This is a genomic window from Aliterella atlantica CENA595, assembly GCF_000952155.1.
GTDB lineage: Bacteria > Cyanobacteriota > Cyanobacteriia > Cyanobacteriales > Chroococcidiopsidaceae > Aliterella > Aliterella atlantica.
On the sequence record NZ_JYON01000001.1, the window covers coordinates 59,934 to 81,460 of the forward strand.

Genomic DNA, 21,527 nt, shown 5'->3' on the forward strand with positions numbered 1-21,527 from the left:
ACCTTTGAGTGTTGTTACTGGCATTTAGATAGTTGTTAATATTGTGCTTTTTTCCTTCTAGATGCTGTTTGTTTTGACAAGGCGCGAAGAACGCCAAGGAAGAAGGTTTTTTGGTGATTATGAATAATTTTTGGGGCTTGTATTGTTTGTTTAATTAGGGTAATGAACGGGAAAAGGAAATGTGAAGTGTTTAAGGTTCGCTCCAAATGTAAAATAACTTAAACTAGGTAGTTACTCCGAAATAGAGGAAGATCGGTATGACGGCATCAACAGAAGCAACAAAGCTATCCATTCCAGATTTTTGTCAAGGAATCCAGTATTTTGGAGAAGAATTACCGAAATTTGCCGATTATGGCAAACAAGCAGCGATCGCTCCAGGAGAATTAGCTATTACCGATCCTCACTCTCCTGCTGCTGTATTTCAAACTTTGCTGGCTGCTGATGCTTTGCGATATCTGACTTTGCAAATTACTGCAAGTAAAGCTTCAGGACATCCAGGCGGGTTTGCCAGTCAAGCAGAGGCTTATGCTGCTTTGGTAATGCTAGGACATAAAAATATTATTACGGAAGTAGGACATCACGCACCTGGTTTTTATAGCGCTATGTTCATAGATCGATCGCTGGAAGATATGGGAATTGTTAACGTGCAACAATTGCGCGATCGCTATCGGGAACAACACGGGCTTTTAGGACACTTATCGGGCTTTATTCCTGGTATTCTCGCTCCTGCTGGTCCTTTGGGTCAAGGGCAGCATTTTGCCATGTCAGCAGCTAAGTTACACCGCGATAAGTTGTTTCCTTTTACTGTTGGCGATGGTGGTTTGGGCGAACCTTATATCGTCAGTTCGATGGCGCACTTCCATACTGCTTATCCTGATGTGACAAACTTCTTACCTGTTCTGGTGTGGAATGGTTTTAGTCAAGAACATCACAGTATGGTGTCTACTAAGTCTGATGCAGAGATGATTGCATACTGGCAAGGTAATGGTTTTGAGGAAGTAGTTTTAGTTAACGCTAAGGCTTTTGACGATAAAAATCAACCAGGCGATTATGTTGATAGCACTGCATTCTCGTTTGATAAGCGTTTAGAATTTACTCAAGCTGTACTTGCAGCCGCAGATAAAGCAGCATCGTCAGCGCTAGGCGGCAAGTTGACGGTATTGATTATCAAGCAGCTAAAAGGTGCAGGCGTACACGCTAGAGGGGCAAAATCTCACAACCTCTATGCCATGCATACTTTGGATAATGCAGACATCGTTAATGCCCTAAAAACACGCGCTCTCACGCCCCAAGCTTGGGAGTTGGTGCGAACAAACTTTGAACGCTCTGGAGGCGGTGCAGCGGGGCGAACAGCAGTTACAGAAACGATTTTAGCCCTGCCAGAGTTGGGCGAATTAGGTTTAGAAGAATACCCTGTAGGTGGAGAGCCTAAAGTCGCTACAACTGCAATGGGTAAATTGGTAGGTAAAGTAGGACAAAGCGATCGCAATTTCATCGTCACTAATGCTGATGGTAATGAAGCATCAGGAATTGCCAATATCAACCAAGCGCTAAAAATTATCCACCCCACACCAGACGATTTATACAATCAAAATCCCTCTGGGCAAGTTTACGAACCTTTAAGCGAAGATGCTTGTGCTGGTTTGGCGGTAGGTTTATCTTTGATGGGTAGTAGAACTTTGTGGTGTTCTTACGAATCTTTTGCGATCAACGGTTTGCCAATTATGCAGACTGTTACGCAAGCGATGGCAGAATTGCGCCGTCCTACACCTTCTGTTATTACTTTATTTACAGCCGGAGCTTTGGAACAAGGGCGCAACGGTTGGACTCACCAACGTCCTGAAATTGAAGCTTATTTTGCAGCGATGATGCGAAACGGCAATGTATTTCCGGTATTTCCTCCCGATGCTAATAGCATTCAAACTTGTTACGAGTGGGCGCTAACTACTCAAAATAAGGGAATTGTAATTACTGCTAGCAAGTCGCCTTTACCAATTCGCTTGACATTTGAGCAAAGTCGCAAGGCAATTAAAGATGGTGCGATCGCCTTACAGGAAATTAAGGGTAGTAAAACTGTTGTCTTTGCTGTAGTTGGCGATATGGTGTTGATGCCAGTATTTGAGGCTGCAACTTACTTAGAAGCGCAAGAGGTGGGTGTGAAGATTGTTTCTGTTGTCAATCCTCGTCGCTTATATCGTCCTAGCGATGTTGCGTGGGATAGTTGCAGCGAACCAGATGGTGAGTTTTTGGATGATGCTGGATTTGAAGCGTTGTTTGGCGGTGATGCATTAATTGGCGTAACCGCAGGTGCAAGCGGAATGTTAGAACCAATTATGCTCAGAAGCAATGCTAAACGCGATACTTTTGCTTGGAAGCGAGGAGAAACAACTGCAAGTCCCGCCCAGTTGATGGCATTAAATGGTTTAACTGCGGAGAACTTAGTTAAACGCGCTATGGAATTGATTGGCTAGTAGATTGTAGGGTGCGTTTTCAAAACGCACCCTACGAGAGTAGCGATCGTACTAGATTTGTGTTAGTTAATTGGAGTCTGAGTCATGGTTTGGGAAATTACTACCCACGAATTGCTGGCTCGGTACAGAAACGGGGAGCGAAATTTTGCTGGGGTTGATATCTTGAAAGCCTATCGTCTGGATGGAAGTGACATTATATATGTTCCAGGGTTGGAAGGCGCTTATCTCTCTGGTATTAACCTGCGTGGAGCCAATTTGGAGGATGTTAGTTTTGAAGGAGCCACTTTGGATGAGGCTGATTTGGCTGGGGCTTATTTCCTCGGTAGTTGTTCGCGAAAAGCTGATTTGAGGAATGCTAATTTGAATTTTTCCAATTTGTCTTGTGCCGACTGTAGAGAAGCTAATTTTGGAAAAGCCAGGTTGGAACGTGTTAATGTTGGAAATGCCAATTTCACCAAAGCAATCGATCCTTTGTTTGGACATAGCATTTTGGCTGGTGCCAATTTCAAAGATTCTACTCTTAGAAAAGACCTGATCTGTCGTGAAGGTAATTTTATTTGGGATACTATCATGCCAGATGGAACTGTTGAAAGAGACACCGACTTCAACTGTGCTTGCTAGTGATTCATTTTAGTGAAAATGTCTGCAATATTTTGGTTTTCAATTGCATTTTGAATACCCATGAGAATCTTGGAGAAGAAATTATATCAAGTCAAGCTTTCTAAGTTTCCGATCTCGAGCGTAGAATTGCGCCAGTTATAATCTGGAGCTTTGCCAACATACCCACTAATTTGACCAGTAGATTGTAGGGTGCGTTGATGTGCAAAGTACGTACGAGGGTGGCGATCGCACTATAATGATGTTAGCTGCTAATTGCAATTTTAATTTATAGTATGGCTCGCGATCTATTCCATAATATTGTTAGGACAGCATTAGAAAAAGATGGTTGGACAATTACTGACGATCCTTTAAGTATCCGTTGTGGAGGGGTTGATATTCAGATTGATTTAGGTCTTGAGAAGCTTTTAGCAGCAGAAAAAGGCACAAATAAAATAGCCGTTGAGATTAAAAACTTTGTGAGCGCGTCAAAGATTTCTGAATTTCATACAGCACTTGGACAGTTCATTAATTATCGTACAGCACTACGTATAGAAGAGCCTACAAGAGTTTTATATTTAGCAGTTCCTTCAGCAATTTATAGTGATTTTTTTAGTTTACCGTTTACTCAAACTGTAGTAGACGAAAATTGTCTAAAAATTATTGTTTACGATCTCGATAAGGAGGAGATTGTCGAATGGATAAACTAACTGAATATCGCCAAAAAATTCAGCAAATATTAGTTAAGTATTCCCAGTACAAGCCAAGTTATGGCGAAGTTGAGATTGAAGAGATTTTTGATGTCGAACGCGATCGCTATCAACTTATTAGTGTAGGTTGGAACAAGCAAAAGCGAGTTTACGGTTCTATGATGCATTTGGATATCAAAAATAAAAAAATCTGGATTCAGCAAAATACAACAGAAGTCGATATCGCTACAGAATTAGTTGAGATGGGAGTACCAAAACAAGACATAGTTATCGGTTTTCATACTCCCAAAATGCGCCAACTAACAGATTTTGCCGTATGTTAGTAGATTGTCAGGTGCGTTGATGTGCAACGCACCCTACGAGAGTAGCGATCGCATTGAGGAGCGTGGTGTAATTGGTGGTATGTAACCTCTACAGCATTAGAAGCCATTTGAGACAGGTTTTTTCTCTCACTTTCACCTCATAATCCCCCTAGATAGTGTCTGAACTCTTTTTTTGAGACTTATGAGTAAACACATCATCAAATCTTTGACACCATGCTTTAAAAGATGGTGGCATTGCTGCGGGGGCGATCTCTTTCATAACTCAAACAAGATTGCTATAGCTTACAAGCTGAAAATGCTAGCAGACAAGTCTTGTAGTATATTATATGCGCTACCTATTTTCCCAGTATCCCCAAAACTCATTTAGTTTCAGATTGATAAAGCATTGCCTAAACAACGACTAGACACCCTACTGGTAGAACTTGAATTGTGCTCGTCTCGCGCTTTATCGCAGCGCCTCATTCAGGCGGGAGAAGTTAGTGTAAATGGGCAAATTGTAGACAAAGTTGGTACGGAAGTTGAGACAACAGCGCAGATTCAAATTAAAGCAAAATCGCCTTACGTTTCTAGAGGCGGTGAAAAACTTGCTAAAGCAATAGATGTGTTTGCTATTTCTGTAGCAGACAGAATTTGTTTAGATGGCGGTATTTCGACAGGCGGCTTTACTGACTGCTTGCTGCAACGTGGCGCAAAAAAAGTTTATGGCGTTGATGTTGGCTACGGACAAGTTGACTGGCGCTTGCGTAATGACTCTAGAGTAGTTCTTAAAGAGCGTACTAATTTGCGCCATCTCCAGCCACAGGATTTGTATCTAGATGCAGAGAGCGCAGATTTAGCCGTAGTAGATGTGTCGTTTATCTCTTTAACTAAGGTTTTGCCCGCTTTGTGGCAATTACTGACTTTACCGCGAGAAGCGGTGTTGCTTGTCAAGCCGCAATTTGAAGTCGGAAAGTCACGCGTAGGCAAAAAGGGTGTTGTCCGTGACCCCAAAGACCATGCTGATGCTATCTTTCAAGTTCTGCAAGCTTCAGAGCAAATTGGCTGGCAATATCGCGGTTTAACTTGGTCGCCTTTGCAAGGTCCGGCTGGCAATATTGAGTATCTCTTGTGGTTAAAAGTAGATAGCCAAACACCACCTATAGAGTTAAATGCGATCGCCCAAATTACTCAATCTGCTCACACAGTCTATAATACCTAGTTGCTGTTTTAAGTTAATAAAAATTGAGTTAATTATTGTTATTTAAGGCTTGTTATACTCTTGACTTTTTGTTACTATTTAATATAATCGGATATGTGTTTAAATAATATTTTTGTACGGATTTTTATTATTCTAAAAATAATTGTAAAGTCAATTAGCAAGTTTGTAAAGAGTCTAATAATAAGTTTTTCTCATATAAAGATTAATCTAATTGCCACAATTCTTGACGCAGGCGATAAAGAATAGTATTTGGTTCTACTTGGCTCAAGATTTCTTGAATTACGGTACTAGCGCCAAACTGTCCCCAAGTGCAACCGCGTTCCAAATAGATTTGGGCGGCGCGTCCTACCGCATAAGCACCGTAAGCCGCAACACCACCTTGAGCGATCGCTGCACCTGCATAAGTAGAAATGTTTGTTGGATTTTCGCCGCTAGAAATTGCAGCGGTACTTTTACCCAAACCTAGAAACAAACTACTACCTAATTCGCCTAAGAGTAAGCCGCCAGAACTAAATAAAATTGTTCGCAATAACTTAGCAGCTTCATAGCCAGTCATAGGCAAATTATACAGCCGAGCCAAAGAGCGAATTAAAGCTAAATCGGCAACAAAACCACCAAGTAAATCTAAAAAAGCAATTGGATTGAGGGCGACAGCTAAAGCTTTGTACTTAGTATATTGCCAAATCAATTCTTCCGCTTGTTGTTGGCGGGCAGCAACAGTTTTAGACGCGATCGCATTTTCAGCTTCCCGCGCTTGGACTAAAGCATTGAGTGCTAATAAACTGCGTCCTTCACGATTGAGGATATTGAGAATTTTCTGCTTTAATTGGTCTACTTGCGGTGCTGGCGTTTCCCATTCGTAGCTAACTTCGCCATTAGCCCACTCTACGCGCACCTCTATAGGGGCTGGTTCGGCTGCGGTTGTGACAATTTCATCAGGCAGCATTTCGCCTCTTGTCGCGCCCAATTCGCGCAGATTTTCGTAAATTGCTTGTCTGTCGGTATCTGGGTAGAGGTCAATTTTGTTAAATACTAGAATCAGCGGCTTATGATAGTGGCGTAACTTGCAAAGAGCTTGATATTCTGTTTGCGTGATATCGCCTGCAACTACAAATAAAATTAGATCCGCTTGACGCGCTACATCTTCAGCCATTTGACTTCGCGCTTCGCCGTCGATTTCATCTAATCCTGGCGTATCGATTAATTCTACCTGGACTTTGCTGTTAGGGTTAGCTAACCACTGCACCGAACGACACCACTGAGTTACCCCGTTAAGCGGTCCTGTTTGGAGAATTTTTTGTCCTAACAAAGCATTCAACACTGCTGATTTACCTCGACTCACCAAGCCAAAAGCTGCGATGCGAATTACATTCGAGTCGAGTTTGTTGAGTGTAGAAGTCAAAGACTCAAATTCAGGTTTTAGCAGCCTAAGTAATTCTGGATGAGCAGAGGATTGGTTAGGCTTACGCAAGTTGGAGTACCAAGAGAGTGCTTGACGCAAACTGGCGCGAGCGCGATTAATATGAGATTCAGAGATAGTAGGTGCAGAAGATGTTTGGCGAAAGCTCACAATATGAGGTATTTAAGATAAGCCCTTAGACTTCGATTATAGAACGCCGCTTTTGCAGTGACCAGTGACCAAATTGACAGAGAAACAGCAAACCGTTACCTGACCTGTCAGCTAGTAAATAAACCTATTACTTTCCTTATTACGCATATTTTTATCTGCGTGCATCTGCGTTCTAAAGAAAATTTAGCGTATAAGCCAACGTTACTATTTTATAGCGCTTGTTGCAGGTACTTTGCCCATTTTGCAGCTAAAGGTATTTCTGTAAAAGGAACGCGCACCGCTTGAGTAGTTGGATCTTTAAATACAAACTCTAAAGCACTCTCCCCTTTACTGGGAAGTGCGTCTAGACTGACGACTTTATCGTTAACTACTAGGTGAATATCTCGAACATCTTTGAGGGAGAAGGTCTTTAAATCTACTGGTGCGCTGCGTGCGGGTTTTCCCCAGGTTATATTAGTACCATTTTTAGCTAATACAGAGTAGATATCGTATTTAGCATTTTCAAACTTTTCTGCCCACAGACGATAAGCTTCAACTTTTTGATATTCATTCCAGCCTAGCCAAGCTAGCCAAATAAATACAATTAGCAAAGATGTCCACAAAAGACCGCGTTCCATTCTAGTTCAATCGCTAAGATTTTTAAGTGTATTTCTAGTCTAGAAAAAATAAGCAGACAAATCCCGAAATTCCATCTCCGTATAAATAGGTATTTGTGAACTTGTTGTAAGTATCTACCAAAACTCAACCCAAATATAGAGTTAGTACGTTATTTTGTGATTAAAATAGCCCTACTCCTAAGCTGATATGAGAAGGTTTTTACTGCTGTGCTTGTTTATAGTTGGAATTAGTTTTGCCCTGTTTAATTTTAATGGATTGGCAAATAAAGGAAATTTCGACTCAATTGTGCTAGATTTTCGCGAAGATATTCCTGCTGCTAAAGTTTCCCAGGAAATAAACGCGATCGCAACTAAATTTAGCAATACGCCGCAATTAAATAGCGTATTTTCGGTATCAGATCGATTGTATGTGGTTAAAGGCGATCGTAATACGCTCAAAAGTCTGAAAAAATCTAAGTTCGCCAAAGAAACAGAATACATCGAACCCAACTACATTTATACTGCCTTAGAAGCTCCCAACGATCCTGACTATGGCAAGCAGTGGAACTTGCGTAGTATCAACGTGGAAGCAGCATGGAACGAAACTAAAGGTAAAGATGTTACAGTTGCCGTCATCGATACTGGAGTTAGCCCTGTTCCCGATTTGAAAGATACGACATTCGTTAAAGGCTACGACTTCGTTAACGACAAAGTAGAAGCAGACGATGACAACGGACATGGCACTCACGTTGCTGGTACTGTCGCCCAATCTACAAATAACAACTACGGCGTAGCTGGAATAGCTTACGAAGCCAGCATCATGCCGCTAAAAGTATTAAGTGCATACGGTGGCGGTACAGTTGCCGATATTGCCGAATCAATTAGATTTGCCGCCGATAATGGCGCAGATGTAATTAATATGAGCTTAGGTGGCGGCGGTGAAAGCCAAGTTATGAAAGACGCTATAGACTACGCCCACAACAAAGGTGTAGTAATTATTGCCGCTGCAGGCAATGAATCGCAAAACTCAGCTTCCTACCCAGCGCGTTATCAGCACGTGATTGGCGTAGCAGCAATTGACGCTGCTGGGGAAAAAGCACCTTATTCCAACTTTGGTGCTGGGGTAGATATTTCTGCCCCTGGTGGTAGTCAAGCTGGTTTGATTTTGCAAGATACTATCGACCCAGAAACAGGCGTAGCTGAAATTCGCGGCTTTCAGGGTACGAGTATGGCATCGCCTCACGTTGCGGGTGTAGCTGCCTTGATTCGCGCCTCTGGCGTGACTCAACCAGATGAAGTCCTTGCCGTACTGCAAAAGTCAGCGCGGGTAATTAAGGACGACAACCTCAACTACTTTGGTTCGGGACATTTAGATGCTGCTGCGGCTGTTTTGACAGCGCAAAAAGGACAAATTAGCTTCCAAGATTTCTTCCGTTGGCTGCGGCAAAATGGCTATCTCAATCTCCGTTTCTGGTTTGATGGCGGTGCAATAGCGCTGTTACCTAAACTTGCAATGGTATTGGGTTCTTACTTGCTAGCTTGGTTTTTGCGAGTCTACTTCCCCTTTACCTGGACTTGGTCTTTGGCTAGCGGCTTAGTTGCTGGCAGTTCGGGCTTATTTTTCTTACGCGGCTTTTATATTTTCGACTTACCGCAATGGCCCTTCCGCTTGTTAGGTAGTTCTATTCCCGAATTAGGTAACGCCCTGCAAGGCAATAATATTCTCAATCCTGTCTTTGCTAGCGTTTTGATTCCCTTCGTGCTAATTGCGTTATTTCTAGGTCATCCTAGCTGGAAGTGGTTTGCAGTTGGTTCGTCTTTGGGTGTAGCTAGCTGCTTGTTGGTCAGTGCTGTAGTTACGCCTGATATTTGGTGGTTGGGAGAAGGGTTAGTTGCCCGTTCTTTCCTGATCGGTAACGCTTTACTATGTTATGGACTAGCATGGTTAGCGATGAAAGGAGAAACTCAAACTGCATGAGTATTACAGTAACAGGCACAATTGAACGCAAGCCGATGGGTCCTGGGGCTTGGGCTTTGGTTGCAGATGATGGCACTACCTACGAAATCCAAGGCGGTGCTAGTAAAGACTTACTCAAACCAGGACAAAAGGTAAAAGTAGAAGGACAGGTAAAAAAAGATGTCATGACTTTTGCCATGATTGGACCTGTCCTAGAAGTCAAATCGTTTGAGGTAATTAGTTCTGACTGACTTTTTCGACTGTATCTAACACCGCTTGCAATTTAGTTCTAAATTCGCCTTTGGGATGACCGCCTTTTACTTCGCCAAGAATCTGAAATTCGCCGTCGGGAGAATCGCAGATAAGGTAGGTGGGCCATCCCATTTCGGCTTTATCGGGGTACTGAGAAAGCAGAATTTTGCGATACTTGCGGTAAGTAGCGGTATCTTGCATCTTGACATCGATAAACTGCAAGCCCAGTTCTTCGCTGACTTTTTTATCGTAGAAAGACATTTTATGACAGATCCCGCAGTCCTCAGAAGAAAATTTAATTACTGAGCGCTCCATGTGTGCCGTCCTTGCTTGTTTTTCCACGTTTATTATCGATGAAAACAATTTACTTTTGCTACAAGTAGCTATTCTCTTGCGGCGTAGGCTCAAATAGTCCTAATAATGGTCCTAAAATAGCGCCAAATATAAAGCCGCCAGCGTGCGCCCAGTAAGCAATACCGCCGCTTTCCATGCCAATATTTGTTGGTGCTTCAAAGCTAGCTAAACCGTAGAATGCTTGTTGCAAAAACCAAAATCCCAAAAAGTAAAATGCGGGAATGCGGAAGGCGGGAAAGAATAAACCTAAAGGTACTAAAGTAAGAACTTCAGCACGGGGAAAGCGTAAGATATAAGCGCCCATTACGCCAGCTATAGCCCCACTTGCACCTAAAGATGGAATTCCTGAGTTTTGCGAGAAAAACCACTGCGTTAAGGCAGCTAAGACACCGCAAGTTATATAAAAAATCAAATACTTGACGTGACCTAAACGATCTTCAACGTTATTACCAAAAATCCATAAAAACAGCATATTACCTGCCAAGTGCAGAATACCGCCATGCAAAAATTGGGAGGTAATTAGGGTTGTCCACTCTGGTACGGGTTGATTTACAGATATACCAGCAAAGCTTGCTGTTAGTTCGCGTGGCACTACAGCCGCTAGATGAAAGAATCCATCTAGTTCTTGGGGAGGCAAACTTGCTTCAAATAGGAAGGCTAAAACATTAGCCGCAATTAGCCCAAATGTGACGTATGGGGTAATTGTTGTCGGATTATTGTCTCTAATTGGAACCATACAGGCTTATTTCCAGTTTTTCTACAACTGGCATCACATTAGCTAATTTTTTAGTAGATATCTTCTAGCCTGCGGATGGATTTCATTCAGTGACCAGTGACCAGTTACCAGTTACCAGTGAAAGATTAAAAAATAGTAGGGTGCGTTGCAAGTCAACGCACCCTACCAATTTAATACGATCGCAATACTTACAATTCTGATGCGGTATCTGGCGCAACTATCTCGCCTGTACCCATTTGCAGAATCATCTCTTGGTCGGTAATTAGTTCGCTTAGTTCTTTGACTTGCAAATTCATTTGTTCGCAAGCTGTCTTGAGTTCGCGCGAGAAGGTATTAAGATCGTTACCATAGCCACATTGCAGCGCCGCAGTTTCAATTCCTTGTTTAGCATTAGCTCTTGCACAGTCAACCAGTTCAGTGCCTTGCAATGGTGTAGATGATGCCATACAACAATTTTTCTAAGTTACGATCGCTTGTTAATGTATCAATTACTCGCAGGCGATCGCATCCTTCTTCTGGAAGACGAACTCAGGCTTAGACTTTTTTCATCTCGTTAAACTTGGTATGGATGTCTTCTAGTTCTTGCTCCATATTTTCAACTATTTCTGGAGAATGCAGGCGCAGCATCAAAAACCAACCGCCTCCTACAGCAAGATACATCAAAAATAAGTAAGGAAAAACGTTAAAAGGCGCTGCTGGTACGGGGTAAACGCTGCCTACTACAGGAACTAACATAAATAAAACGGCAATAATAGAAGTCACCACATCTTGCGCCCGTAGGATTCCTTCGCGGTATAGATATACAGGTGCGGCAATGGAAATTAGGATGTATGTAAGCAAAAAACCGTAAGTTGCAATTGTTCCTAAATAACCATAAACATCTAGTATTTTCAAGCCAAACAAGGACATAGATGCTGGTACGAGAAATACAAATAAAGATGCCATTGTCACAGCAATATGCGGCGTACCATTTGTATTATGGGCTTTGCCTATAGATGTGTGAAATATGCCATGTCTTGCCATCGAATACAAGATTCTTGCCCCAGCATTGATACTAGCAAGGGCGCAGCCAAAGAAGCTAACTATAGCTGCAACTGTAATAAATAAGCCAAAAAATCCTACCCCAGCAGTATTTGCAAGTTCATTTAATGGTGCTGCACTTTGGTTAAGCGGCGTACTAGCACCTTGAAACCCTAATACTTCTGCATAGGAAAGAAAGATAAAAAATAAGCCTGACAGGATGGTACTTAAAATTACAGCGCGAGGAATAAATTTCAAGGGTTTTTTGGCTTCATCGCCTAGCGCCGTAGCACTTTCAAACCCCACATAGCTAAATACAGCTAGTACAAGTCCTAATTGCAATCCTTCTGGCTTGACGTTTTGCAACGATAGCTGAGACATATCTACAGCGAAATCTTGCCTAAACAAAATAATTACTGCCAAAAGCAAGATTAAACCTACAGAAAAGCCTTCAATTGCTAGCATCAATATAGTTGATAGTTGAATATCCTTATAAGCACAGTACCAAGCAACTCCCGTACAGATTGCATACAAAAACATTGCCGAAAATTGAATGCCTAAAGGACTAATCAAAACGTTTGTATAATTAGCAAATCCGCACAACACAGCCATTGCTGTAAATAGGTAAGCCAAAACCAGACTCCACCCCGACAAAACGCCTACCGTTGCACCAAGCCCTCTAGCAATATACGCATATAGAGAACCAGGAGAAGCCGAACGGCGGGCAAATTGGTTAATATTTATGCCTACAAATGCTAAGCCAATAGTAGCGATGACATAAGTAAACCACGTACCATTACCTGCACTGGCGTAAACTAAGGCTAAATTTACTGTCGGGGTAGCAGTAGGGGCAATATTAGCAACAGATTGAGCTAAAATTTCGGGAAAAGCAAGACATTGCGATCGCAAACCCGAAATATTTTCACCTTTCGGGCGTACAGCTAGTTCTTTAGCCATGTATTTAAACCTGTAAAATCTATTTGGGCGTATTAGGTGTTGCACGTCTTAGAGACGTTGCATTGCAACGTCTCTACCAACAATTTGCAATTATTCACAAACGTTGCAATGGGATGTTTTTGCTGCTGATGGGGGTACATCAAGGGCGGGGTTAGCATCAAAAAATCCTACAGGCTTCAACATAAAGCCAATATAAGAAGTTGGCATCACTGGCCAATCTTCTGGGCGCGGGATATGATTGTGTCCGAAGGTGTACCAAACTACTACATCTGTGTTTTCTACCGCACGATTGGCTTTAGTCCAATCGGGAAGCCCTTCGCCGCCTGGGTGTTGGTTGGGATAAGCACCTGCGGGGTATTTCTCAGCTTCGTTATAGGGTGTCACCCACAAATGCTTAGTTAAATAGCCAGCGCGTTTGATGACATAGGAATCTGGATGCAGAAAAGGCAAGATATTGTCACCTGGCATTATTTTATAAGCTACAGGCTGACCGAGGCTATTTTGCACTGATGGATTGACTACTTTCCAATAACGCCCTGACATCGGGTTAATGATGCGCTGCGCTGCTAATTCTGTGGGTAAAAGAGTTGATTTGGCATAGAAAGCATTGCCATAAGGATTATCTGCACTAACTTCTTCAGCTTCGGTATTTACTTCGTAAACTGAGTTATTTTCACCATCCAAATTCATATCGAGACGGACGTTAAAAAAGTGCTGGTGATTGGGTGCATTTAATTGCGGTGCAACTAACGTACCGTACTTATTTGTTTCTCCAGGCATGACGGCAGTAGTATTAACAATACCCGTCAGTTTGACTTCGTATTGAATAGTACCATCTTGGTAGAAGTACCAGAAAAACCCATACTCGTAGTTAGCAACAGTAGCAATAAAAGAGACAACTAAACGACGCGATCGCCTAACTTCTACTTCTTCTGTTCGCCAGTCAGTATGCTTCCATAAAATACCATAATCCTCCTCGTGCATACAGACAGCGTTGGGAATCGTTACTACATCCCCTTTACTATTTGTCATTGCTGCATCGAAGTAATGAATATAGCCCAAACAATCGCAACCAAGTTTGAGAGAGTTTGCTAAAAGACCTACACCATATTCACCAACATCAAAGGCATTTTTACGAAAATGAGGCTCTTTTGGATCGCCATAAGGTACAACCATTTCTACCAAAGAAGCGCGGTAAATAATTGGTCGCAATTTCCCTTTGTCTTCGTAGCCAATTGTATATAAAATTAGCCCTTCTCTGGGCGTAAATCCAATCCTAAATTGCCACTTTTGCCAAGTTACTTTATATCCTTCAACTTGAAAACTAGGTCCATCAGGTTGAATAATATCTAATGGCTTCAAATCTTGACGGTAATCTTGCACAAATTCTCTGCTGTAGTTTCCCGCTTGCGGTGGAAGTGGTACTACGCCGTAGTCTTCTACTGCAAGGACTTCCATTTTATTTAAGTCAACTACAGGTACTACACCTTCAATTGGTCTAGCATAACCGTTATCATTGAGGCTGGCTTTTACCCAACAAAGAGCGCGAACAACTCTTTGTCCTTCTTCCTCTTTTATCCCAAAATTACCAGCAGACCAAGGATCGACAATTACAAGTTCTGTATCGGTTATTCCTCTTTTTTTAATTACTTCTTGAAATTCAATGCTAGCTTTTACTGCTGCTTCGCATTCAACAAATTCATCTAGCATAACTGGCGGCTGGACTTCAGGAATTTCTTTCCACGCCTTTATAGATTTTTTAGTTAGCGATACTACAACTTCGCAAACTATTCCAGTTGCATTATCAAGCAGAATGACAAAAGCTTCTCGATTAATTGTATCGCCTACTTTATAGTTAATTACTTCTTGTTTGGGCGGTTCGTTGAGGACAACGGTTGCAAATCTAATACTTTTGGCAATGTTGTGTTCTTTTTGAATAATGGTAACAGTTTCAGCAATTTCTCGTGTAGTTAATGGCTCAAGTGGATGTTGAATTTTGTCTGTTTTGCTAGATATCTTGGCTATGTCTTGAGTAGCAGTCATAGTTATTTATCAGGATTTTATGACACAACACGATCCGTTTGCTGAGTGAAAATATTCAGCAAATTAAATTTAGTTGTTGGATAGCAAGGCTTGTTTGTTAGACTACTTATTTTGATAGAGCTAGTTCGTTGTCTTTGCTACAAATAAGCAGTCTATTGAAAAAAATATGTGATGTGCGTATTTTTATGTATTTAAATTCTCAAAAAGAAAACGGGTTGTTGCCCGTTTTCAAAGTTTAAAAGCGTATTCAATTTATTAACTATGATTTTGCTGCCAATACTTATAAGCGCTGTATGCCATAGTAACAACACCTGTAACAATCGCCGATTCATCGACATCAAATAAAGGATGGTGCAAAGGGTAGTTAATCGATCGCTCTTTATAACCTACACCCAGACGAAACATACTCCCAGGCGCTTTTTCCAGGTACAAAGAAAAGTCTTCAGCACCTAAAGATGGTTCGGTTAAAACTAAAACGCGATCGCTTCCCCAAGCTTCTTCTGCGGCAGTCTGAATAACCTGAGACAAAGCTAAGTCATTTTGGACTGATGGTACGCCACGACGATAATTGATGTGATAGCGCGCTCCGTAGCTATCGCAAACGCTACCAACTATCTTAGTTATCCAATCGGGTAAGTTAGCGCGAGTTTCAGGGTGGAGACTGCGTACAGTTCCCAATAATTTTACGCGATCGGCGATCACATTCGGCGCTCTACCGCCATTGATTTGCCCGATACTTAGCACTACAGGACGTAAAGGGTTCTGCGTGCGGCTAATTGCTTGCTGAAGAGTGGTAATCACTTGCGAAGCAATCCAAATCGCATCGATAGCTTCGTGAGGTCTAGCACCGTGTCCAGACTCGCCAAGAATAATAATTTCTAGCTCATCTGCTGCTGCTGTTAATGCTCCGTAGCGCACGCCAACACAACCTGCCGGAATTGAAGGGAAAACGTGCAGGGATAGTATTGCCGATACATCGTCCATTGCGCCATCAGCAACAAGCCAATTAGCACCTTGAGAAATTTCTTCGGCTGGCTGAAATAAAAAGCGAATATCACCAGGTAGTTCGCTAGCCAGTTGAGCGAGGATCATTGCAGTTCCCAAACCAACTGTTGTATGTACGTCATGTCCGCAAGCGTGCATAACTCCTGATTCGCGCGAAGCAAACTCTAAGCCTGTGCGTTCTTGAATTGGCAAAGCATCCATATCTGTACGAATTGCTAGCAAGCGCTTGTCGGTTCCTTTGCCTTGCACTTCTCCAATTACACCAGTTTTGCCTACCCCTTCTTGCACGCGCACGCCGCTAGAAGATAAAACACCAGCAACGAAAGCAGCAGTCTTATGCTCTTTGGCACTTAATTCAGGATGAGAGTGGATATGGCGGCGAATTTCAATCAGGCGAGGTGCTAGCTGTGCCGCCAAGTCTTGGATACGAGTTAACATCAATAATTTAACTAATCGGCTTATACCCCATCTTAAAGAATTGTTAAATAAGAATTACATATTAATTAAAAGCGATCGCACTTATTTGGCTAAGTTGGGGCAATAATATTTGCTAGCCAAGTTGGTCACAATTTGGGCATTAACTATACTCGATTGTTCTACTGTTTCTCTAGACTGTTTTTGCTTAATTTCATCTAGAGATAGTCCCGATTGGAGGTCGCTACAAACTTGTTTTGCTTGCATGCTGCTGATTTCTGGCGATTGGGTAGCGCTAGCTAGCAAGCTATCGCGTACTTCTGCATATTGCATGGCATTACGTTTGTATTCTGCCAAGAATGCTTCGTCGGTATTGAGCGGTACTGCGGCTGTTTTTTGAGCGCCACATAATAAACCTTGAGAAAAGTCTACAGTTTTGCCCGATGAGGTAGTTAAAAAGCAAGCATAATCTGGTTGTGTTTGGGAGATCGCTCTATGGCGCTCCATTCCTGGCACTAAGCAAATAGCAACAGACACAACCGCACCCAAATATGTGAATTTCATTTTCTTACCAACGAGTAATGTTCCGTATTAGTAATCCCAAAAAAAGAGGAAAACTAACAACCGGAACAAAAATTCGTCAGTAATTACCAGTAGCGACGGTTGGAGGTAACTAAGCCATTAGGCAATGTTGTCAGCCGGAACTTAGCGCCGCGAAAGTTAGTAAACAAAGTTTTAGCGCCTTTGAAGTTGGCTCCATCTAAGTTAGTAGCAATCAAGCCAGCACCAGTAAGATCGGCATTTTCAAAATTTGCTGACTTGAAGTTGACACCAGTAAAGACGGCGTTAGTTAAATTAGCGCCTGTCATATTTGCTACTTCCATGTTTGCTTCGCTCAAATCTGCACCTGTAAGATTAGAGCCAGAAAAGTTAGCTTGAGTTAAGTTGGCATTACGCAAGTTGACACCGCTAAGATTAATGTTATTAAGAGCAGCGCCACTTAGATCGCATCTGGGACAATAGCCTGTTTGTTTTAACTGTTCCAAGTCTTGAGGGCTGTATGCTTTAGCTGGAGCTAACAACCACAAAGGAGCGGATAATGTGACGGCGGTAGCAAGAAGACTTAGTTTCATGTTTTTAACTTGGGCGATCGCTTATAGTTTGATTCAAGAGTGTCTGGTTAAATTTATCACCTTTATCTCCGCCTGGGGAGATTCTCCAGTTATAGACGCGAAATTTGAGCAGATGTTTCGTACTATTGAGCTAATAATTGCTGTAGAGAGTAATGCCATGATTCCAGGTGAAATTATCGTTCAACCAGGAGAAATTGAACTAAATGCAGCGCACCAAGCCATCAAGCTGCAAGTAGCAAATACTGGCGATCGCCCGATTCAAGTTGGTTCTCATTTTCACTTTTACGCAGCGAACGCGGCTTTAGAGTTTGACAGAGAGCGATCGCGTGGTATGCGTTTAGATATTCCCGCTGGAACTGCTGTACGCTTTGAACCAGGAGATGAAAAAGAAGTTAGCGTAATACCGCTTGTTGGTAGCCGTCAAGCGCCTAAAGCGCAGATTACAGATTAGTAAATAACGAACGCAGATGCAATTGCCCTTACTAGCCAGAAAACTACTTATAGTTCGGGAATAATCCGAAGTAGAAAGCTGCAACAGTTATGGTGATTAATATTACGCCGATCGCAACGCTGAATCCGTATTGAGCTATGGCATCTTTTTTGCTATCAGTCTGTTGGAGATCTGGTTTGTTTTTGTTAGTAGTCATTTGTAAGCAAGATAAACTAATTTATAGGAATACTCCTAGTTATTTCAATCTACATCTAGCTGAAGAGATATCCCTCTTTCTTGCTCTAAAACCAGAGAAATCTGTATGGAGAAGTGCGATCTCTACTTCTGTATAACTTTGAAAATTGCTTTTGCGCTGCTTACTTCTAGTTAAAGTATATTTGCTAAAATTTGCTAGTTATTAAGTCATAGCATTTATTTTCACTAATTTGTAATTAAGCAATACTAAAAACCCGCGTGTAGTCAGAAGACAATAGCGGGTTTTAGAAGTTTTTGTTAAATTATTCCAGCTAAACTCTAAAAAATTCCTACTAAAATCGGTACAGTTAGCACTAATAATCCACCGAGCAAAATCATCCCAGTCCAATTAATAAAATGTGCTTGTTTTGCAGATTTAGACTCAATGTAACTTTCGTTTAATGCCATTTGCTGAATTAGAGAAGAAATCTTTTTTGCATCTTTGACATGATGTAATGCTTGTTTTTCTCCATCGGGATATTCAATAATAAAATAAGTTGGAACTGTAATTCTATCTCCAGTAATGTCGGGTGCATCTACAGCAAGCTGGTTTGCTTTTTCTTCTAACGTTTGGTTGGGTAGAATGCGATCGCCTGGGTTGCACGAACGGTACGCGATATTATCTGTAGTTCTAGTCATCAGAACCTCCAGTGCCTCAACAGATAATCAACTAAACCAATTCTATAGGTTTGCCCGCTAAATTGAGCTTTATTATTAAATAATTTAGCTAATCTTTAAAACACTTTATCTATGAGATAGAAAATCAAGTTCTTAATTTTTACTACTTTGCTAGCTTGACAATAACTAAATTATTACAGGCAAAATTAGGGCAACTGCTTGTGCCTTTTAGCTAGTAAATAAGTTGGGAAGAAAGCGATCGCCAAAGCAATAATTAGCCGTAACGGTAGGAAAAAACTACCATCATCATTAGCACTAACCCTAGACCAAAGATCAAAATTGCAAGCGATCCCCAGCTAGTCGAGTCAGCCACTATCTTCTGGGTAAAATCGTGCGTTAATTTACTGAGTGGAGCCATTATTTAGCCCTCCTTAGCATCTGTTTCTAATCTATATCCAAGGGGTTGAGAAAATTTAAATAGAAACAAAATTTAGCGAAGGTTAAGCGCCATAAAAATCGCTAATTACTTAAAACTCTTTGTAAAGTATCCAATAACTCTTTTGCCGTGTAGGGTTTAGATAAAAAAGCTTTGACACTACTACCTATGTCTTGAGCAAGTTGCTTATTGGACGCAAGCCCGCTAGTAGCAATAATCTTAATGTGTGGATTTAGTTCTTGCAGCGTGTGGATTGCCGTCAAACCATCGATTGTCGGCATCATGATATCCATAAGCACCGCATCGATTTCACGGGCGCGTTCGACATAAAGAGCGATCGCCTCATAGCCATCGCTAGCAACTAAAGCTTGGTAATTGTAGGCTTCTAGTGTAGTTTGAGTCACCTGGCAAATTAATGGTTCGTCATCTACAACCAAAATCAACTCATGCTGTCCTTGCAACAGCGCTAACTTTTCATCTTGCGCTCTTGCAGCATCGGCGATCGCCGCTAGATATATGCTAAACTCTGTGCCGCGTCCCACCTCGCTATCAACTTTAATAAAACCGCCATGATTTTTGACAATCCCCAAAACAGTAGATAGCCCCAACCCCGTTCCTTTACCTGGTTCTTTGGTAGTAAAAAAAGGGTCGAAAATTCGCTCTAGGACTTCAGGCGGCATTCCCGTTCCCGTATCTGTAACCTTAATGACTACGTAGGAACCGACGCAAGCCTCTAAATTCATGCGAGCATAAGCTGCATCTATCTGTTGATTTTCTAGGAAAAGAGTCAGATTACCACCACTCGGCATAGCATCGCGGGCGTTAACGCAGAGATTGAGTAGCACTTGATGCAATTGGTTGGCATCAGCAGCAACCGTCCACAAATTTGCTGAGGAAATATCGCTACTAATTTTGATATTTTTGGGAAAAGTCTGGCGAACGACTTGGATCGCCTCTGACAATATATGCCTAACTTGCAAAGGAACTTTTTTGCCTTCTGCACCGCGAGCAAAAGCCAGAATTTGCTTGACTAGCGCCGCTCCCCTTTTTGTACTGTCTTCGATTAGCGTTAGCAGTCCAAGACTTTGCTCGTCAAGAGAGCTAACTTTCATCGGTAGTAACTGCACCGCCGCCAAGATCGGCGTGAGAATGTTGTTAAAGTCGTGAGCAATACCGCTTGCTAGAGTGCCAAGGCTTTCTAAGCGTTGAACGCGCAAAAATTGCCTCTCTAGTTGCTTTTTCTCCGTAATATCAGTATTAACTGTGAGAATTGATTTGGGATTGCCCGCTTCATCGCGCACCAACGTCCACCGACTAGCAACAACAATTGTTTTACCGCTAAATGTGAGTTGCTGAAGTTCTCCCTGCCATTGTTCTTGTTGAAGTAGTGTTATTTCTATATCGGCAAATTGCGATCGCGTTTCCCCCGCTTGATATAGCAATTCAATGGCATTTTTGCCCAAAACTGCTGCTGATTCCCTTTCATACAAGCGTTCCGCGCCTTTATTCCAGAAGAGAATGCGATATTTGAGGTCTTGGACAAAAATTGCATCAGTAGTGATATCGAGCAAGGCAGCTTGTTCGCGGTTTTTCTCTTCTGCCCGCTTGCGATCGCTAATATCAATGACGACAAATCGACTTCTTAAGAAGTTGCCTTGACTGGTGAGGGCAGTAGCGCTCACGCTTACAGGTATGATTTTACCATCAGAGCGAATCATTTGGAACTCTAGATTCCGCACCCAACCTTGTTGCTGAAGTAGAGGAAAGTTTGCATGGAATGTGGGCAAGCTATCAGCCGTTAGTAAGTCAGCAAATGTTTTTTTACCGATAATTTCATCGCGCTCGTACCCCAGCATCTTCAGTTCGGTATCGTTGATGCGAACGAAAACCCCATGTTTGTCTAAAGAGTGATAGCCGCAGGGAGCGTAGTTGTAGAGTTCTTCTAACTCCAGTGCATACTCGCGCAAAGCATTATTAGCATCAGATAGTTCCCTCGCTTGCATCTGAATGCGTTCTTGACTTGCTCTTAAAGCTTGTTCGGCGCTCCGCCTTTGCTGTCGTTCCTTTGCCTCTCTTAACTCCCGTTCTACCGCAGGTAACAAGCGAGTTAAATTACCTTTAATAATGTAATCGTGCGCTCCGGCTTTCATCGCTGCAACGGCAATCTCTTCGCCAATCGTACCGGAGACAATAATAAAGGGTAGATCTAATTCTTGAGTTTGCAGCAACTTAAGCGCTTCTGGAGCGCTGAAGGTTGGTAGAGTGTAATCGGCGATCGCTACATCCCAAGTTTTGCTATCTAAAGCCGCCTGCATAGCAGAGGGAGTATCAACCCTGATGTAGTCTAAAGTATAGCCACCGCGCTTTAACTCCCGCAGCATCAGGAGCATATCGTCTTCCAAGTCTTCAATAATCAAAACCCGCAGATGAAGGTTCATTTTGCTACCTTCTC

The 21,527-nt window shown here is 42.1% G+C and carries 21 protein-coding genes and 1 pseudogene; 8 read left to right on the forward strand and 14 right to left on the reverse strand.

Features of this window, described 5'->3' with window-relative positions:
- Positions 1-257: 257 nt before the first annotated feature.
- The 4 genes from UH38_RS00305 (at position 258) to UH38_RS00320 (ending at position 4,101) form a co-directional block, all read left to right on the forward strand.
- The gene (locus tag UH38_RS00305; protein ID WP_045052616.1) at positions 258-2,471 is read left to right on the forward strand and encodes a phosphoketolase family protein; all 2,214 of its coding nucleotides are present in this window, start codon (positions 258-260) and stop codon (positions 2,469-2,471) included.
- Positions 2,472-2,555: 84 nt separating this feature from the next.
- Positions 2,556-3,092, forward strand: coding sequence for a pentapeptide repeat-containing protein (locus UH38_RS00310; RefSeq protein ID WP_052672201.1), 537 nt, complete (start codon positions 2,556-2,558; stop codon positions 3,090-3,092).
- Between the two features lie 272 nt (positions 3,093-3,364).
- Positions 3,365-3,778, forward strand: coding sequence for an element excision factor XisH family protein (locus tag UH38_RS00315; protein ID WP_045052617.1), 414 nt, complete (start codon positions 3,365-3,367; stop codon positions 3,776-3,778).
- Positions 3,766-4,101: a XisI protein gene (locus UH38_RS00320; RefSeq protein WP_045052618.1), complete on the forward strand. Its 336-nt coding sequence runs from the start codon at positions 3,766-3,768 to the stop codon at positions 4,099-4,101. The genes UH38_RS00315 and UH38_RS00320 overlap by 13 nt, the downstream gene beginning before the upstream one ends.
- 62 nt (positions 4,102-4,163) lie before the next feature.
- On the opposite strand, the pseudogene UH38_RS25190 reads toward UH38_RS00320, so the two are convergent.
- Positions 4,164-4,360, reverse strand: a pseudogene (locus UH38_RS25190) (IS701 family transposase); the annotation flags it as partial.
- A gap of 126 nt (positions 4,361-4,486) precedes the next feature.
- Between UH38_RS25190 and UH38_RS00325 the strand changes: the two are divergent.
- A complete protein-coding gene (locus tag UH38_RS00325; protein WP_045052619.1) occupies positions 4,487-5,299 on the forward strand; it encodes a TlyA family RNA methyltransferase in 813 nt (270 codons plus the stop codon).
- A 202-nt stretch (positions 5,300-5,501) separates the two neighbouring features.
- On the opposite strand, the gene UH38_RS00330 is transcribed toward UH38_RS00325, so the two are convergent.
- Both UH38_RS00330 and UH38_RS00335 read right to left on the reverse strand, forming a co-directional pair.
- A complete protein-coding gene (locus tag UH38_RS00330; RefSeq protein ID WP_235354979.1) occupies positions 5,502-6,869 on the reverse strand; it encodes a GTP-binding protein in 1,368 nt (455 codons plus the stop codon).
- 209 nt (positions 6,870-7,078) lie between these two features.
- Positions 7,079-7,486, reverse strand: a complete 408-nt coding sequence (locus tag UH38_RS00335) for a hypothetical protein (RefSeq protein ID WP_045052620.1) — start codon at positions 7,484-7,486, stop codon at positions 7,079-7,081.
- Positions 7,487-7,673: 187 nt separating this feature from the next.
- Between UH38_RS00335 and UH38_RS00340 the strand changes: the two genes are divergently transcribed.
- Together UH38_RS00340 and UH38_RS00345 are read left to right on the forward strand one after the other, a co-directional pair.
- Positions 7,674-9,443 carry a S8 family peptidase gene (locus UH38_RS00340; protein ID WP_045052621.1) on the forward strand — a complete coding sequence of 590 codons (1,770 nt, stop codon included), beginning with the start codon at positions 7,674-7,676 and terminating at the stop codon, positions 9,441-9,443.
- Entirely contained in the window at positions 9,440-9,673 is a 234-nt protein-coding gene (locus UH38_RS00345) for a DUF5818 domain-containing protein (protein WP_045052622.1), read from the forward strand. Before UH38_RS00340 ends, UH38_RS00345 begins: the two co-directional genes overlap by 4 nt.
- Here the strand turns inward: UH38_RS00345 and UH38_RS00350 are convergent.
- The 8 genes from UH38_RS00350 to UH38_RS00385 all read right to left on the reverse strand — a co-directional run bounded on the left by UH38_RS00350 (position 9,660) and on the right by UH38_RS00385 (position 17,336).
- Positions 9,660-9,989 (reverse strand): hypothetical protein, encoded by a 330-nt coding sequence (locus tag UH38_RS00350; RefSeq protein WP_045052623.1) that lies wholly within the window; start codon positions 9,987-9,989, stop codon positions 9,660-9,662. The genes UH38_RS00345 and UH38_RS00350 overlap by 14 nt on opposite strands.
- Before the next feature lie 58 nt (positions 9,990-10,047).
- A complete protein-coding gene (locus tag UH38_RS00355) occupies positions 10,048-10,764 on the reverse strand; it encodes a rhomboid family intramembrane serine protease (RefSeq protein ID WP_045052624.1) in 717 nt (238 codons plus the stop codon).
- Between the two features lie 188 nt (positions 10,765-10,952).
- Positions 10,953-11,210: a hypothetical protein gene (locus tag UH38_RS00360; protein ID WP_045052625.1), complete on the reverse strand. Its 258-nt coding sequence runs from the start codon at positions 11,208-11,210 to the stop codon at positions 10,953-10,955.
- An 88-nt stretch (positions 11,211-11,298) separates the two neighbouring features.
- On the reverse strand, positions 11,299-12,741 hold the full coding sequence (locus UH38_RS00365) for an APC family permease (RefSeq protein WP_045052626.1): 1,443 nt from the start codon (positions 12,739-12,741) through the stop codon (positions 11,299-11,301).
- 90 nt (positions 12,742-12,831) lie between these two features.
- Positions 12,832-14,784, reverse strand: coding sequence for a primary-amine oxidase (locus tag UH38_RS00370; protein ID WP_045052627.1), 1,953 nt, complete (start codon positions 14,782-14,784; stop codon positions 12,832-12,834).
- A gap of 255 nt (positions 14,785-15,039) precedes the next feature.
- Positions 15,040-16,227, reverse strand: coding sequence for a M20 family metallopeptidase (locus tag UH38_RS00375; protein WP_045052628.1), 1,188 nt, complete (start codon positions 16,225-16,227; stop codon positions 15,040-15,042).
- A gap of 81 nt (positions 16,228-16,308) precedes the next feature.
- Complete coding sequence (locus tag UH38_RS00380) at positions 16,309-16,767, reverse strand: DUF732 domain-containing protein (protein ID WP_045052629.1); 459 nt, start codon at positions 16,765-16,767, stop codon at positions 16,309-16,311.
- Between the two features lie 83 nt (positions 16,768-16,850).
- Positions 16,851-17,336: a pentapeptide repeat-containing protein gene (locus UH38_RS00385; RefSeq protein ID WP_045052630.1), complete on the reverse strand. Its 486-nt coding sequence runs from the start codon at positions 17,334-17,336 to the stop codon at positions 16,851-16,853.
- 157 nt (positions 17,337-17,493) lie between these two features.
- Between UH38_RS00385 and UH38_RS00390 the strand changes: the two genes are divergently transcribed.
- Complete coding sequence (locus tag UH38_RS00390) at positions 17,494-17,787, forward strand: urease subunit beta (protein ID WP_045053012.1); 294 nt, start codon at positions 17,494-17,496, stop codon at positions 17,785-17,787.
- Positions 17,788-18,300: 513 nt separating this feature from the next.
- Here UH38_RS00390 and UH38_RS00395 read toward each other — a convergent pair.
- The 3 genes from UH38_RS00395 to UH38_RS00400 all read right to left on the reverse strand — a co-directional run bounded on the left by UH38_RS00395 (position 18,301) and on the right by UH38_RS00400 (position 21,513).
- Positions 18,301-18,660: a hypothetical protein gene (locus UH38_RS00395; protein WP_045052631.1), complete on the reverse strand. Its 360-nt coding sequence runs from the start codon at positions 18,658-18,660 to the stop codon at positions 18,301-18,303.
- Positions 18,661-18,913: 253 nt separating this feature from the next.
- A complete protein-coding gene (locus tag UH38_RS26585) occupies positions 18,914-19,057 on the reverse strand; it encodes a hypothetical protein (protein WP_160295915.1) in 144 nt (47 codons plus the stop codon).
- A 101-nt stretch (positions 19,058-19,158) separates the two neighbouring features.
- A complete protein-coding gene (locus UH38_RS00400; protein ID WP_045052632.1) occupies positions 19,159-21,513 on the reverse strand; it encodes a hybrid sensor histidine kinase/response regulator in 2,355 nt (784 codons plus the stop codon).
- Positions 21,514-21,527 lie beyond the last annotated feature (14 nt).

Bases quoted from the DNA above. Each gene is read 5' to 3' on its own strand.
- UH38_RS00380 (WP_045052629.1), bottom strand. From the start codon at position 16,767: ATGAAATTCACATATTTGGGTGCGGTTGTGTCTGTTGCTATTTGCTTA.
- UH38_RS00345 (WP_045052622.1), top strand. From the start codon at position 9,440: ATGAGTATTACAGTAACAGGCACAATTGAACGCAAGCCGATGGGTCCT.
- UH38_RS00305 (WP_045052616.1), top strand. From the start codon at position 258: ATGACGGCATCAACAGAAGCAACAAAGCTATCCATTCCAGATTTTTGT.
- UH38_RS00335 (WP_045052620.1), bottom strand. From the start codon at position 7,486: ATGGAACGCGGTCTTTTGTGGACATCTTTGCTAATTGTATTTATTTGG.
- UH38_RS00365 (WP_045052626.1), bottom strand. From the start codon at position 12,741: ATGGCTAAAGAACTAGCTGTACGCCCGAAAGGTGAAAATATTTCGGGT.
- UH38_RS00310 (WP_052672201.1), top strand. From the start codon at position 2,556: ATGGTTTGGGAAATTACTACCCACGAATTGCTGGCTCGGTACAGAAAC.
- UH38_RS00400 (WP_045052632.1), bottom strand. From the start codon at position 21,513: ATGAACCTTCATCTGCGGGTTTTGATTATTGAAGACTTGGAAGACGAT.
- UH38_RS00375 (WP_045052628.1), bottom strand. From the start codon at position 16,227: ATGTTAACTCGTATCCAAGACTTGGCGGCACAGCTAGCACCTCGCCTG.
- UH38_RS00385 (WP_045052630.1), bottom strand. From the start codon at position 17,336: ATGAAACTAAGTCTTCTTGCTACCGCCGTCACATTATCCGCTCCTTTG.
- UH38_RS00355 (WP_045052624.1), bottom strand. From the start codon at position 10,764: ATGGTTCCAATTAGAGACAATAATCCGACAACAATTACCCCATACGTC.
- UH38_RS00390 (WP_045053012.1), top strand. From the start codon at position 17,494: ATGATTCCAGGTGAAATTATCGTTCAACCAGGAGAAATTGAACTAAAT.
- UH38_RS00370 (WP_045052627.1), bottom strand. From the start codon at position 14,784: ATGACTGCTACTCAAGACATAGCCAAGATATCTAGCAAAACAGACAAA.
- UH38_RS00340 (WP_045052621.1), top strand. From the start codon at position 7,674: ATGAGAAGGTTTTTACTGCTGTGCTTGTTTATAGTTGGAATTAGTTTT.
- UH38_RS26585 (WP_160295915.1), bottom strand. From the start codon at position 19,057: ATGGCTCCACTCAGTAAATTAACGCACGATTTTACCCAGAAGATAGTG.
- UH38_RS00315 (WP_045052617.1), top strand. From the start codon at position 3,365: ATGGCTCGCGATCTATTCCATAATATTGTTAGGACAGCATTAGAAAAA.
- UH38_RS00395 (WP_045052631.1), bottom strand. From the start codon at position 18,660: ATGACTAGAACTACAGATAATATCGCGTACCGTTCGTGCAACCCAGGC.
- UH38_RS00360 (WP_045052625.1), bottom strand. From the start codon at position 11,210: ATGGCATCATCTACACCATTGCAAGGCACTGAACTGGTTGACTGTGCA.
- UH38_RS00320 (WP_045052618.1), top strand. From the start codon at position 3,766: ATGGATAAACTAACTGAATATCGCCAAAAAATTCAGCAAATATTAGTT.
- UH38_RS00350 (WP_045052623.1), bottom strand. From the start codon at position 9,989: ATGGAGCGCTCAGTAATTAAATTTTCTTCTGAGGACTGCGGGATCTGT.